This is a genomic window from Novosphingobium sp. ERN07, assembly GCF_012641335.1.
Classification (GTDB): domain Bacteria; phylum Pseudomonadota; class Alphaproteobacteria; order Sphingomonadales; family Sphingomonadaceae; genus Novosphingobium.
In genome coordinates this window covers 361,615-375,961 of record NZ_JABAID010000002.1, presented here as the reverse complement: position 1 = coordinate 375,961, position 14,347 = coordinate 361,615, and the positions used below count along the sequence as shown (strand labels likewise).

The 14,347-nt window shown below is 62.1% G+C and carries 10 protein-coding genes; 7 read left to right on the top strand and 3 right to left on the bottom strand.

All coding sequences use genetic code 11. The features are described from left to right. Positions 1-98: 98 nt before the first annotated feature. Positions 99-731: a class I SAM-dependent methyltransferase gene (locus tag HGI47_RS04840; protein ID WP_168851649.1), complete on the top strand. Its 633-nt coding sequence runs from the start codon at positions 99-101 to the stop codon at positions 729-731. Between the two features lie 54 nt (positions 732-785). On the opposite strand, the gene HGI47_RS04835 is transcribed toward HGI47_RS04840, so the two are convergent. Beyond that, a complete protein-coding gene (locus tag HGI47_RS04835) occupies positions 786-3,566 on the bottom strand; it encodes a ribonuclease E/G (protein ID WP_168851648.1) in 2,781 nt (926 codons plus the stop codon). A 589-nt stretch (positions 3,567-4,155) separates the two neighbouring features. On the opposite strand from HGI47_RS04835, the gene HGI47_RS04830 reads away from it, so the two are divergent. From HGI47_RS04830 to HGI47_RS04805, 6 genes are all read left to right on the top strand, one after another. Continuing rightward, complete coding sequence (locus tag HGI47_RS04830) at positions 4,156-5,079, top strand: N-acetylmuramoyl-L-alanine amidase (protein WP_168851647.1); 924 nt, start codon at positions 4,156-4,158, stop codon at positions 5,077-5,079. A 72-nt stretch (positions 5,080-5,151) separates the two neighbouring features. Beyond that, positions 5,152-7,686 carry a penicillin-binding protein 1A gene (locus HGI47_RS04825; protein WP_168851646.1) on the top strand — a complete coding sequence of 845 codons (2,535 nt, stop codon included), beginning with the start codon at positions 5,152-5,154 and terminating at the stop codon, positions 7,684-7,686. 85 nt (positions 7,687-7,771) lie between these two features. After that, complete coding sequence (locus tag HGI47_RS04820) at positions 7,772-8,320, top strand: peroxiredoxin (RefSeq protein WP_168851645.1); 549 nt, start codon at positions 7,772-7,774, stop codon at positions 8,318-8,320. A gap of 242 nt (positions 8,321-8,562) precedes the next feature. Beyond that, entirely contained in the window at positions 8,563-9,690 is a 1,128-nt protein-coding gene (prfB, locus tag HGI47_RS04815) for a peptide chain release factor 2 (RefSeq protein ID WP_168851644.1), read from the top strand. Further along, positions 9,690-10,448, top strand: coding sequence for a class I SAM-dependent methyltransferase (locus tag HGI47_RS04810; protein ID WP_168851643.1), 759 nt, complete (start codon positions 9,690-9,692; stop codon positions 10,446-10,448). The genes prfB and HGI47_RS04810 overlap by 1 nt, the downstream gene beginning before the upstream one ends. Next, positions 10,448-11,857: a nitronate monooxygenase family protein gene (locus HGI47_RS04805; protein WP_168851642.1), complete on the top strand. Its 1,410-nt coding sequence runs from the start codon at positions 10,448-10,450 to the stop codon at positions 11,855-11,857. The genes HGI47_RS04810 and HGI47_RS04805 overlap by 1 nt, the downstream gene beginning before the upstream one ends. Before the next feature lie 348 nt (positions 11,858-12,205). On the opposite strand, the gene HGI47_RS04800 is transcribed toward HGI47_RS04805, so the two are convergent. Next, on the bottom strand, positions 12,206-12,784 hold the full coding sequence (locus HGI47_RS04800) for a hypothetical protein (RefSeq protein WP_168851641.1): 579 nt from the start codon (positions 12,782-12,784) through the stop codon (positions 12,206-12,208). Positions 12,785-12,928: 144 nt separating this feature from the next. Further along, the gene (locus tag HGI47_RS04795) at positions 12,929-14,248 is read right to left on the bottom strand and encodes an ammonium transporter (protein WP_168851640.1); all 1,320 of its coding nucleotides are present in this window, start codon (positions 14,246-14,248) and stop codon (positions 12,929-12,931) included. Between the last annotated feature and the right edge of the window lie 99 nt (positions 14,249-14,347).

The following is a 14,347-nucleotide window of genomic DNA, read 5'->3' as shown; positions in this document are numbered from 1 at the left end:
GTGGCCCGCACCCGCAGAATGAAACGCCATTCCTACGCGCTTGCGCCATCACGGTGGGCGATGCAGTTTCAGTTCGATAACAATTGTGGGGAATGGGGATGGGATTGAAGTCGTTCTGGGAAGCGCAGGTCGTGCCCCGCATGATCAAGTGCGCCTGTGCCTCGCCCGCGATCATGGACTTGCGCGCAGGCGTCGTCCCCCTCGCGCAGGGCCGGGTGTTCGAGATAGGCTGCGGCGGCGGGTTGAACCAGCAGTTCTACGATACCGCCCGCGTCGCTGGATTTGCCGGCATAGACCCTTCTGGCAAGTTGCTCGACTACGCGCGCGATGCCGCGGCGCAGAAGGGCTGGCAGGCCGATATCCGCGAAGGCGTGGGCGAGGACATCCCGTTCGAGAGCGAGAGCTTCGACACCGCCGTCTGCACCTACACGCTCTGCTCGGTCCACGATCCGGCGAAAGTCCTGTCCGAACTGCGCCGGATCCTCAAGCCCGGCGGCATCTTGCTGTTTCTCGAACATGGTCTCAGCCCCGATGGCAAGGTTGCGCGCTGGCAGCGCCGGATCGAACCGCTGTGGAAGCCGCTGATGGGCGGGTGCCATCTCAGTCGCCCGGTTACCGCCCCGGTGCAGCAGGCCGGGTTCGATGTTTCGCAAACGGGGCAGACCTACATGCCCGGAATGCCCAAGTGGGCGGCATGGATGGAGTGGGGCGCGGCCATGAAACGCGCCTGAAACGAAAAAGGCCCCGCCGTGAAGCGGGGCCTTTTGCTATTGGTTCAAGGGCGATCAAGCCCCGAACGTGCGCTGCCACCAGCCACGACGCGGTGAGGCATCGTCGGCGTTATCGGCGGCTGCCGGTGTGGCAGCCTCGTCCGCAGCGGGCGCTTCGGCAGTGACTGCTTCGGTCGGCGCGGCATCTGCCGCCACGGCGTCGGCCTTCTTCTTGCGCGTGCGCTTCGGCTTGGCCGGAGCAGGGGCCACCGCAGGTTCCGCAGCGGCTTCCACCACAACGTCGGGCGCTTCCTCAGCCGCAACCACGGCTTCGGCCTCAACCTTCTTCTTGCGCGTGCGCTTCGGCTTGGCCGGAACTTGGGCCGGAACTGGGGCCTCAGAAGGTTCCGCCGCCGCTTCGGCAACCGGTTCCGCTACTTCCACCGCAGGCGCAACCTCGGCAACGGCCTCAGCCGCCACTTCAACCTTCTTCTTGCGCGTGCGCTTGGGCTTAGCCGGCGCTTCGGCAGGCGCAGCCTCGACCACCGGCGCAGGTTCCGCCTCTACCTCTGCGACAGCAGGAGCCGCCTCGGCTTCGACCGGCGCATCGGCACCATCTTCTGCATCGGCCTGCTCACCCGCGTCTTCGCCGTTCTCACGGCCGCCACGCCGACGACGCCCGCGCCGACGGCGCTTGCGCGGCCCACGCTCGTTCTCGTCCGCGCTTTCGCTACCGCCTTCAGGTGCTTCCGTCCCGGCATCGTCGCCTTCGCTGTCGTCACCCTCGGCTTCAGAGCCAGCCTCACCTTCGGCAGCACCTTCGCCACCGTCTTCACGACGGTCGCGGTTGCGCCCACGGCGGCGCTTGCGGCGCTTGCGGCGGTTGTCGCCACGCTCGCCCTCGTCGCTTTCGCGGCCAGCGGTCTGTTCTTCGGCTTCGTCCTCGTCGTCGTAGCTGTCCTCGACGATATCGTCCTCTTCCTCAGGCTCGATGATCGGCTCGAAGCGCGGCACGAACTCCGGCTTCGGTCCGCGCGAGGCAACGCGCATCTTCGCGCCCTCGTTCTCGCCTTCGGGGATGACCTCGACCGAAACGCCATAGCGCTCCTCGATCTCGGCAAGGTCGGTGCGCTTGGCGTTCAGCACATAGATCGCCGCTTCCTGCGAAGCATAGAGCGAAACCACGTTGCCCTTGCCCTTGGCAGCTTCGTCTTCGATCAGGCGCAGCGCCGAAAGACCGGCAGACGAAGCGGTACGGACAAGCCCGGTGCCATCGCAGTGCGGGCAACCGCGCGTCGTCGCTTCCAGCACGCCCGTGCGCAGGCGCTGGCGGCTCATTTCCATCAGGCCGAAGCCCGAAATACGGCCCACCTGAATGCGCGCCCGGTCGTTCTTCAGCGCGTCTTTCATCGCCTTCTCGACCTTGCGGACGTTCGATCCGTATTCCATGTCGATGAAGTCGATCACGACCAGCCCGGCCATGTCGCGCAGGCGAAGCTGGCGGGCGATTTCGCGCGCCGCTTCAAGGTTGGTGGCAACGGCGGTCTGTTCGATGCCGTGTTCCTTGGTGGAACGGCCAGAGTTGATGTCGATCGAAACCAGCGCTTCGGTCGGGTTGATCACCAGATAGCCGCCGCTCTTGAGCTGGACCACCGGATCATACATCGCGGTCAACTGGTCTTCCGCGCCATAGCGCTGGAACAGCGGCACCGGATCGGCATAGGCCTTCACCCGCTTGGCGTGGCTGGGCATCAGCAGCTTCATGAAGTCCTTGGCAGCACGATATCCGTACTCGCCTTCGACCACCACTTCCTCGATTTCGCGATTGTAGATGTCGCGGATCGCGCGCTTGATTAGATCGGAATCCGAATGGATCAGCGCAGGCGCAACCGACGTCATCGTGCGTTCGCGAATCTCGTCCCAAAGGCGGGCGAGGTAGTCGAAGTCGCGCTTGATCTCGGTCTTGGTGCGCTGCAACCCGGCGGTGCGCACGATGCACGACATCGAACGCGGCAGTTCAAGTTCGGAAATGATCGTTTTCAACCGCTTGCGATCAGCCGAAGAGTTGATCTTGCGGCTGATGCCGCCACCGTGGCTCGAATTCGGCATGAGCACGCAGTAACGGCCCGCAAGGCTGAGATAGGTGGTGAGGGCAGCGCCCTTGTTCCCACGCTCTTCCTTGACGACCTGCACCAGCAGCACCTGACGGCGCTGGATCACGTCCTGAATCTTGTAACGGCGGCGCAGTGCCATGCGCTTGGCGCGCAGTTCGTCGGCTTCCTTGCCCTGCGAACGGCCACCCTGACGGCGACGGCCCTGCCGCCCGCGACGACGATTATCACCACCGTCTTCGCCTTCATCGGAAGCGTCCGACGCTTCGGCGTCGTAGTTTTCTTCGGCGTCGTGGTCGAACCCGTTCTCGACCACACCACCTTCGATGGTGGCGACCTGATCCTTTTCCGACGTGTCGACTTCGGTCACGCCATCTTCGGAATCATAGCTTTCGCCATCGGCGTAATCTTCGTCGTCCGCGTCTTCGGCGGCGCGCAGCGCGGCCTCTTCCTCAGCGTGCGCGGCCTCTTCAGCCAGCAGCGCTTCGCGGTCTTCCTTGGGAATCTGATAGTAGTCAGGGTGGATTTCGCTGAACGCAAGGAACCCGTGCCGGTTGCCGCCGAAATCGACGAACGCCGCCTGCAACGATGGTTCTACTCGTGTTACCTTGGCGAGGTAGATATTGCCCTTGATCTGCTTGTGATCGGCAGATTCAAAGTCGAACTCTTCAATCCGATTGCCCTTCAGCACCGCCACCCGGGTTTCTTCCTGGTGGCGCGCATCGATTAACATGCGCGTGGTCATTATAAATTCTCCAGCCGCGCCGCCGCCGGGTTGCCCCTGCGTGTCTGGCGCGGATCTTGTGGGATGCGCGGCACCGTGGCGACCGGAATGGTTCCGTGTCAGCGGTGATCGCGAATGCGGGTTTGCCGGATCGGAGCGTTTCGGCGCGCAGCATCTCGGCTGCCTTGCCCTGTCGCTCGCCGCCCGGCGGCGGTTGGTTTGTGTCTGCAATGAAGACAATTCGCGGCGAAATGCGCGTGTCGCAAATCGTCCAAGCCGCAACTGCCCTCGTGGGGCAGTTTGGCAGGAACGAAACGCGGCTCATCATCACTACATCAACCTTGTGGCGTGGCAGAGGAGCGATTTCGCTTCTTTCTCCCACGATTACAGGATCTTCGCCAGCAGGTTTTCCTCGCCCACCGCAGCGCAAGTCTTGCGCTTTCTGGCGGTTTCGGCGTGAAACGCTCCGTTGCTGGCTCGCCCCGGTAGATGGGTGCTAGCACTGCAATTGCAAAGCGGCAATTAAAACAATGGCGAGACGAATCCGTTAACCATACCCGTCATTTTGCGCTGGACCGCACTGGCGGCGGCAGAGCATAGGCGTTGGTGGATGGAAGACAGGGGCCTCATTGTTGCGGTATTTGCTGCGCCGGTTCTGGCTGCGGCGGCGATGTGGGCCGCATTCTCTACCGGTATTGCCGATATCGCGCCGCGCTATGTCGTGCGCATCGATTTGCCCGAAGGGGGCACAAGGATCGGCCTTCCACCAATTCAGGGGCCTGCCGATACCTCACGCCCTCTCGTGGTAATCGATGCGGGGCACGGTGGCCACGATCCTGGTGCCAGCGGGGCTAATGGTGAGCGGGAAAAGGATCTCACGCTGGCGCTGGCCCGGTCGCTGCGTGATCGGTTGCTGGCCGAAGGGGATGTGCGCGTTGCGATGACGCGCGATGATGATCGCTTCCTCGTTCTGGATGAACGGGCAGATATTGCCCGCCGGTTGGGCGCGGCACTGTTCGTTTCGGTGCACGCAGATGCGGCGCAAAGCACCGCTGCACGCGGCGCTACAGTCTATACGCTGTCGGACAAGGCTTCCGACGCCGTGGCCGAAGCAATGGCCCAGCGCGAAAATAAGGCCGATGCGATCAATGGCGTCTCGCTTGATGGCAAAGGCGATGTGGTGTCCTCGATCCTCGTGGATCTGGCGCGGCGTGACATGCGCAAAAGCTCGCTGCGCTTTGGGGAACTGGTCGTCCGCGAAGCTGACGGAAAATTGCGCTTCCATGCCACACCGCAGCGTGAGGCTGCCTTTGTCGTGCTGAAATCGCTCGATCTGCCATCGGCGCTGATCGAGGCGGGCTACATCAGCAACGATGAAGACGCCAAGGCCATGCGTGATCCGGCGTGGCGCAAGGGCTTTTCCGGGACCATTGCCAAGGCGATAGGGATTTTTCTGGCCGAACGTCAGGCGCCCTCCATCGCAGAAAGCGCGCCCGCATCGGACCCGTCGGCGCAGGGTTCCGATACGCCTTGAACCGCTTTTGAAGCCGATTTGATCCTAAGGTACTGGCTTGCACGCGTGAGGCCGTGCTAGAGGCGCAGCACAATGGCTGAAGACACGTCCCAGCAGTCCCGGTTCAAGCTCCTGCGCGAGGATGGCCTTGTGCGGTGGCACACCTTTGCCGAATGGTATCGCACGAAATGGCGGGCAAGCCGCTGGTTCCGTCTGGGTAATTACCTTGCTGGCGCGGTGCTGGTTGGGTGGTTCGTGCTGTGGGTCACGGTCATTCGCCTGCTGCCATCGGCAGATAGCCTGCTGACCTATCAGCCGCCGCTGCCGACGATGGTTCGCGGCACCAATGGGGAAATCGTTTCCAGCTATGCGCGCGAACGGCGCGTGCAATTGCGCTTCGTTGATTTTCCCGAGCCGATGATCAACGCCTTTCTGGCGGCTGAAGACAAGACGTTCTGGACCCACGGCGGGATCGACTTTTTCGGCCTTGCCGGGGCCGTTGCCGACTATGCGCTCAAGTTCGGGTCGGGCGAACGCGCCCGTGGCGGCTCCACGATTACGCAGCAGGTCGCCAAGAACATCCTGATTGGCGATGAATATTCTATCTCGCGCAAGCTCAAGGAAATGATCCTCGCCCGGCGTATCGAAGGCGTGCTGGAAAAGCAGCAGATACTCGAACTCTATCTCAACGAAATTCCGCTGGGTCGGCAAAGCTTTGGCGTCCAGGCGGCTGCGCGCGCCTATTTCGACAAGGACGTGGGCGAACTTGCACTGCACGAAGATGCGTTTCTTGCGATCCTGCCCAAAGCGCCCGAACGCTATGGCCGGGCCAAGTATGAATCGATGGCGATCGAGCGCCGCAACTGGGTGCTCGATCAGATGGTCCGCAATGGTTGGGCCACACAGCAGGCTGCTGATGCGGCCAAAGCAATGCCGCTCGGCCTCAAACCCCGCCGGGCCGAAAACTACACGGCGGATGCGGGTTATTTCCTCGAAGAAGTGCGCCGCCAATTGATCGACAAGTTTGGCGAAAAGGCGGAGAACGGGCCGAACAGCGTCTATGCTGGTGGCCTCTGGGTGCGCACTTCGCTCGACACCCAGTTGCAGACGGCGGCGCAGAACTCGCTGCGCTCGGCCTTGCTGCGCTATTCCGGCGGGCGGGCCTGGCATGGTCCGATTGCCCGCGTCGATGTGGACGGTGATCGCTGGCAGACCGAACTGATCACCAGCAACATTTCGATCAATTATCAGAACTGGCGCGTGGGCGTGCTGCTGTCGCGCAGCGGATCGACCGGGAAGGTCGGATTCTCGGATGGCGCTACCGCTGACCTGATTGGCCTGCCCGACAAGATTCGCCCCGGTGACATTACGGCCGTCGCTCCGGTCAATTCAGGGACTTACGCGGTTCGGACCGTGCCAGAAGTATCGGGCGGTATGGTCGTGCAAGACCCGCAGAGCGGCCGCGTTCTGGCGATGCAGGGCGGTTTCGATGCGCGCCTCGGCTCGTTCAACCGCGCTACGCAGGCCAATCGCCAGCCCGGCTCCACGATCAAGCCCTTCGTCTATGCCACCGCGCTGGACAACGGGATGACGCCGGCCTCAATGGTCGTCGATGGAACTTTCTGCGTTTATCAGGGTGCGGCTTTGGGCGAAAAGTGCTTCCGCAACTTCGGCAACGAAGGCGGTTCGGGCAGCCACACCATGCGTTGGGGACTCGAGCAATCGCGCAACCTGATGACCGTGCGCGTGGCGAACGATGTCGGCATGGAAAAGGTGGTCCGCACGATCAAGAACGTGGGGATAGGCGAGTACGAACCCTATCTCTCGATGGCACTCGGCGCGGGTGACACCACCGTTCTCAAGATGGTCAACGCCTATGCCGCGCTGGCCGATCAGGGCCGTCAGCACGCGCCGACGTTGGTCGACTACGTGCAGGACCGCAACGGCAAGGTCATCCTGCGCGCCGACAACCGTCGCTGCGATGGCTGCTCGATGCCACAATGGGACGGCAAGCCCATGCCGCGCTTCAAGCCGGGCGGCAAACAGGTCATGGACCCCCGCACCGCCTATCAGGTCGTCCACATGCTCGAAGGCGTGGTGGTGCGCGGCACGGCGGTGACGCTGCGCGACCTCGGCCTGCCCCTGTTCGGCAAGACCGGCACGACATCTGGCCCCACCAACGTCTGGTTCGTCGGCGGATCGCCCGATATAATCGCGGGCGTCTACATAGGTTACGACCAGCCCCGCAGCCTCGGCGGATACGCGCAGGGCGGGCGGATCGCGGCGCCGGTGTTCAAGCAGCTTGTTCAGGAAACACGTGCGCGGTGGAAGGATATTCCTTTCCGGGTGCCTGAGGGCGTGCGGATGGTTAAGATCGACCGCGTTTCGGGCAAGCGGGTGTTTGGGGGGACGCCGGAGAACGATGCCGCGAAGGCATCGGTGATCTGGGAGGCGTTCAAGCCGGACACCGAGCCGAAGCGGACGGCGCGTGAGGGTGAAGTGACTGCAAAACAAGCGGTTATCGATGCCTTGCGTCGGGCGCGGGCGGCCCGGGGGATTACCGATGGCGGGGCGGAAGAGGCTCCGGCTGAGCAGGACTTCCTTGAGGAGCAGGGCGGGATCTACTGAGTTGGATTTTTCCAACTGCCCGTAAAGGCCCAACTGCCCGTAAAGGTATTGGCGCTAACGCTCTGCTTCTGATAGCTTTCCGTTTATGATCAAGCGCACCCTGCCTGCCGCCATTGCGGCCTTCGCTCTTCTGTCTGTTCCGGCATCGGCGGAACTTGCCAATGGCGTGAAAGCGCCCGCTTTCGAGGCGAAGGGCGCGCTGGCGGGCAAGCCGTTTGCGTTCTCTTTGGCCAAGGCGCTGAAGAAGGGTCCGGTCGTGCTCTATTTCTACCCCAAGGCCTTCACGCAAGGGTGCACGCTGGAAGCGCACGCCTTTGCCGAAGCGAGCGGCGATTTTGCTGCGGCAGGTGCGACGGTGGTTGGCATGTCAAACGACGATATCGCCACCTTGCAGAAGTTCTCTACCGAGGCCTGCCGTGACAAGTTTGCCGTGGCCGCCGCCAGCCCGGCGGTGATCAAGGCTTATGACGTCGATCTGAAGAAGCCCGATGGCGTGTCCACGGGCCTCACCAAGCGCACCAGCTATGTCATCGCCCGCAACGGCAAGGTGGTGATGGTGCATTCCGACATGGATTACCGCGACCATGTGAAGATGACGCTGGCCGCCGTGCGCAAGCTGAAGGGCAAGGGCTGAGCGCCTGAACCTGCGATGCCGCAAGCACGACAGGTCGGAAACCCTCCCCGCTGCGACTAATCTCACCTGCGGTTCGATAAGTCTCGCGCCCCTCCCTTGAGGGAGGGGTGGGGGTCACGGCGCTGGCTTACGCATGTCGTTTGATCGCCAAACCGAAACCCATTTCACGCTTGGGCTTTACATGCCTGCCCGCTTCGCTAAGCGGCGCAGTTCGTTTTGCGTTTTGACCGGAGTTTCCCGCCATGCGTGCCGAAGGGCAGGCCCACATCGACCGCATCAATGCTGCGCTGGCACTGGTGCGCAAGTTCCTCGACTGGGACCGTGCGGTTCGCCGTCTTGACGAGCTGAATGCCCGTGTCGAAGATCCCAAGCTGTGGGACGATCCCAAGAAGGCCGAAGAAGTCATGCGCGAGCGGCGCCGGCTTGAGGCGGCTATCGGCACAGTCAACCAGATCGGCCAGGAAATGGCCGACGCCGTCGAGTTCATCGAACTGGGCGAGATGGAAGACGATGAAGCCACGATCAGCGAAGGTCTGGCCACATTGGCCACGCTGGCCGAACGCGCCGACAATGACAAGATTCAGGCGCTGCTGGCGGGCGAAGCCGATGCCAACAACGCCTTCCTTGAAGTTCACGCAGGCGCAGGCGGCACCGAAAGCCAGGACTGGGCCGAAATGTTGCAGCGCATGTACACGCGCTGGGCCGAACGCCACGGTTACAAGGTTGATCTGGTGGACTATCACGCCGGTGAAGCCGCCGGGATCAAATCGGCCACGCTGCTGATCAAGGGTGAGAACGCCTATGGCTATGCCAAGACCGAAAGCGGCGTGCACCGTCTGGTCCGCATCAGCCCCTATGACAGTTCGGCGCGGCGGCACACGTCGTTCAGCTCCGTCTGGGTCTATCCTGAAATCGACGACAATATCGAGGTCGAGATCAATCCGGCCGACCTGAAGATCGACACTTATCGCGCATCGGGCGCGGGTGGGCAGCACGTTAACACCACCGATTCGGCGGTGCGCATCACCCACGTTCCCACCGGCATCATCGTGGCCAGCCAGAACGACCGCAGCCAGCACAAGAACCGCGCCACCGCGATGGGGATGCTGAAGGCACGCATCTATGAAGCGGAACTGGCCAAGCGCGAAGCTGCGGCCAGCGGTGAATATCAGGCCAAGACCGAAATCGGTTGGGGCCACCAGATCCGGTCCTATGTGCTGCAACCCTATCAGCAGGTGAAAGACCTGCGCACCGGTGTGGTATCGACCAACCCCACCGACGTGCTGGATGGCGCGCTCGATCCGTTCATGGCCGCTGCGCTTTCGCAGAAGGTAACCGGCGAGAAGGTGAACGTGGAGGACGACGACTGATGCCGCGGGCTTCGGCCCTTGCGTCGCTTGCGCTTCTGGCGCTGCTCGGCGCGTGCGAGCCGACGCCGAAGGATGACCGTGCCGAAACGTCGCGCGCTTTTCCCAAAGCTGACAGGCCGGTTTCGGCGCTGGGCAGCAATTCGGTTTCGAACGAACGTGATCGTGAGGAGCGCAACGAAGCCAACACAGTCATGGACCTGGCTGACGTCAAACCGGGCATGAGCGTGGCCGATATCGGTGCGGGTGAGGGGTACTACACCGTGCGTCTGGCCGAGCGGGTGACGGCGACGGGCCGGGTCGTGGCGCAGGATATCGATGGAGACGCTTTGCGCCGCCTTGGTGCGCGCGTCGAGGCGGACCGGCTCGACAATGTTTCGATCAAGCCCGGCGGCGCAGACGATCCAAAGCTGCCGACGCGCAGTTTTGACCGCCTGTTTCTGGTGCATATGTATCATGAAGTGGCCGAGCCTTATGCCTTTGCATGGCGGCTGTGGCCTGCGTTGAAACCGGGCGGGCGCGTGTTGGTGGTCGATGCGGATCGGTCGACCGATCGCCACGGCATCCCGCCCGCGCTGCTGATCTGCGAGATGGAGGCCGTGGGCTTTCGTTTGGATGAATTTCACCGTAAACCGGAGCTAGCGGGGTATTATGCACAGTTCGTGGCAGCGCAGACGCGGCCCGAACCGGGTGCGATCAAACCGTGCCGGTTGAAAGCGGCGAAGGGTGCTGGCGCGACAAGCGCCTTGAAAGGAAATTGATGTCTGCGTTCAAGGGGTTGAAGCCGATTCTCTATGGTGGCCGTGAGGTTTGGCCATTGGTTGAGGGCGGCAAGGGTGTTGCAGCAACGAACCACATGAGTTCCGGCGCATGGGCCGCTGCCGGGGGGATCGGCACGGTCAGCGCGGTCAATGCCGACAGCTACGACGCCGAAGGCAAGATTGTTCCACAGGTTTATGATGCGCTGACGCGCAAGGAACGCCACGAGCAATTGATGCGCTATGCCATCGATGGCGCGGTGGAGCAGGTGAAGCGCGCGCACGAAATCGCGGGCGGCAAGGGCGCGATCAATATCAACGTGCTGTGGGAAATGGGCGGCGCTCAGCCGATCCTCGAAGCGGTGCTGGACAAGACGCGCGGGATGGTGACGGGCGTTACCTGCGGGGCCGGGATGCCCTACAAGCTTTCGGAAATCGCTGAACGCTATAACGTCCACTATTTGCCCATCGTGTCATCGGGCCGTGCGTTCCGCGCGCTGTGGAAGCGCGCCTATCACAAGGTTCCGCAATTGCTGGGCGCGGTGGTCTATGAAGACCCGTGGCTGGCGGGCGGACACAATGGCCTGTCCAATGCCGAAGACCCGAAGAAGCCGGAAGACCCCTATCCGCGCGTGAAAGCGCTGCGCGATGTGATGCGCGCCGAGGGCATTTCGGACGATGTGCCGATCGTGATGGCGGGCGGCGTGTGGTTCCTGCGCGAATGGAACGACTGGATCGACAATCCCGAACTCGGTTCGATTGCCTTCCAGTTCGGCACGCGGCCTTTGCTGACCGAGGAAAGCCCGATTCCGCAGGGGTGGAAAGACCATCTGCGCAAGCTGGAGCCGGGCGATGTGCTGCTGCACAAGTTTTCGCCCACGGGGTTCTATTCATCGGCGGTGCGCAATCCGTTCCTGCGTTCGCTGGAAGCGCGGTCAGAGCGGCAGATTCCCTATTCGCGCGTGGAAGCGGGCGAACACACTGTGCAGCTTGACGTGGGCGTGCGCGGCAAGAACTTCTGGGTGACGCCGAACGATCTGGCGCGGGCGCGCGAATGGCATGGCGCAGGCTATGTCCACGCGCTGCGCACGCCGGACGATACGATGGTGTTCGTGACGCCCGAAGAGCGCGATGAAATTCAGCAGGATCAGAAGGATTGCATGGGCTGCCTTTCGCACTGCGGGTTCTCTTCATGGAAGGACCATGACGATTACACCACCGGGCGTCTGGCCGACCCGCGCAGCTTCTGCATCCAGAAGACTTTGCAGGACATCGCGCATGGCGGGGACATCGACAAGAATCTGATGTTTGCGGGCCATGCGGCCTATCGGTTCAAGCAGGACCCGTTCTATTCCAACAACTTCACGCCGACGGTGAAGCAGTTGGTGGACCGGATTTTGACCGGGGATTGAGTTGGGTTTTTGGGGTTTGAGAAGGGCGGTTCCGGGGTGCCGGGGCCGCCCTTTTTTGTTGGGTTGGTGGCTAACCTTTAAATCAAACACCCGTCGCCCCGTGCTTGACACGGGGCTTGGCTATCCCGTTCGCTTCAAGTCGGGATTGGCGGGTACAGCAGCCTCGACCAGAGTTTTCCTTTGGGGGATCTGTGGGAGGGCTATGTCGCAAGGTAGCCAAGCCCCGTGTCAAGCACGGGGCGACGATAGTGGGTTTTGGGATTTGAGGGTATTTTGCTGGCCAGATGAATGGCGGATTTTGGAGCGGCGGCAAATCTGACTAAATGACGGCAGTTGGGTGGGAAGCGGTCATTCAAGCAACGGTTGAGGCGGGTCATCGCTTCGCTGATATGCGCGATGAGATGAAATTATGCGGACAGCTAAGCTAATGATTAGGGGGACAACTAACCCCAAAAGCCCCAAAAATATCATTTGGTGGGCTGCGTAGGCGAAAGCGCCGCAGGATGATTGGGGGTCGCAGGCAAAAGGTGGAGCGTCCGTATCAGAGATACCGAGAAGCGGGCATAAAATCTTTAATCCATCGTTCCACCGAAAAAAGATATAATATAAAGTTACTATCAGATAAGCGGCGACGCAAAAAGCCAATGTGTTATTGGAAAATCTGGACCTTAATATTTGGTCTCGCCCAAATAGTGCTGTGATAAACCAGTAAATCACGAATATTGCTGCCACTATACTGTGTGTCGCAAGCCATTCCATTCTCAATGAAGAGACCGCCAAAGCTTGATCGTTATTGTCTATTCCTTCCATAGCTGCGACGATCTGCGGCATAAAAGTTAGGTGCGCAGCGGCAACGATAGCTAACGGTGCAACCGTAATGCCAAAGCCCAATGTCGCAGACTTGAGCCGGTTTGAAAGCGCGGCCATAATCTCCCCTTTGAGTGACAGTTTGCCGAGCGAATAGAGCCGCTTCAGAAAGTGTCCGCAATAGCGTCGTGTCCAGAACGGCAAAAGTCAGTAATTGCTGCCACTCCAACGCCGGGAGAGGGACACCCCCTCCCAGCGCCACAATCAGTCCATTTCCCAGGCGCGTTCGCCGTGGCTGGTGATGTCTAGGCCTTCGCGTTCCTCGTCTTCGGTCACGCGCATCGGGATGACCATTGAGACCATCAGCGCGCAGACGACAGTGGCAAAGGCGCTCCATAGCGCGACGATGCCGACGCCTGCGATCTGGGCGACGATCTGACGGGCGAGGTCCATGCCTTCGTTGTAGCCGGTGCCGCCGAACGACTCAGAAATGAACACCGCCAGCAGCAGTGAGCCGAGCATTCCGCCGACGCCGTGAACGGCGAAAACGTCGAGCGAATCGTCGATCTGGAGCTTCTGTTTCACCAGTTGGATCATCGGGTAGCAGACCACGGCGGCCAGCGCGCCGAACAGCATGGCGGCTCCGGGGGCGATGTAACCCGCGGCAGGTGTGACGGTGGCGAGGCCCGCAATCGCGCCGGTGGCGAAGCCGACCGAGGTGGGTTTGCCGACCGAGAACTTTTCGATGGCGAGCCAGACGAGGGCGGCCACACATGCGGCGACGTGGGTGTTGATGATGGCAGACGCCGCATCATCGTTGGCCGCGAGTGCTGAGCCGCCGTTGAAGCCGAACCAGCCGACCCACAGCAGGGCCGCGCCTGCCATCGTCAGCGAGGGGCTGTGCGGGAGCATCAGCGTTTTGGGGAAGCCCGCGCGCTTGCCCAGCAGCATGGCGACGACCAGCGCCGAGATACCGGCAGTGGTGTGGACGACGATGCCGCCGGCAAAGTCCATCGTGCCGAACTTGGTGGCGAGCCAGCCTCCGCCCCAGACCCAGTGGGCCGCAGGGGCGTAGACGATCAGGCCCCAGAGCGCACAGAAGGCCACGACCCAGCCGAAGCGGGCGCGGTCTACCCATGCACCGGCCATCAGGGCGGGGGTGATCAGCGCGAAGCACATCTGGAACAGCACGAAGGCGCTTTCCGGGATGGTCGTGCCCGCTCGCACGTTGCCGAGGTTGAGCAGCATCCACGCGTTGCCGCTGCCGAGCCAGCCGCCTGCAACGTCGCCAAACGCCAGCGTGTAGCCCACCATCACCCACAGCACCGAGGCCACGGCGGCGATCGCGCCGACTTGCACCAGCACGGCAAGGAAGCCCTTGGCGCGGACAAGGCCGCCGTAGAACAGGGTGAGGCCGGGCATGGCCATCATCAGTACGAAAGCGGACGATACCAGAATCCATGCGGTGTCGCCGGTATCGGCCACGTCTTCGACGCTGACAGTTTCAAGGCCGGTCTGGCCCAGTGCCAGCGATGGCAGCAGCACGGCAAAGAGAGCGACGATTGCCGCCATCACGTTTCGCATCAACAGAACTCCCCTCCCGCGCAGCAGGCTGCGCCAGATCCTCTCAAGCTGGGCTTTAGGGCAATATTGCGGCACCGCACAAGCGTGGGCGTGATTGAT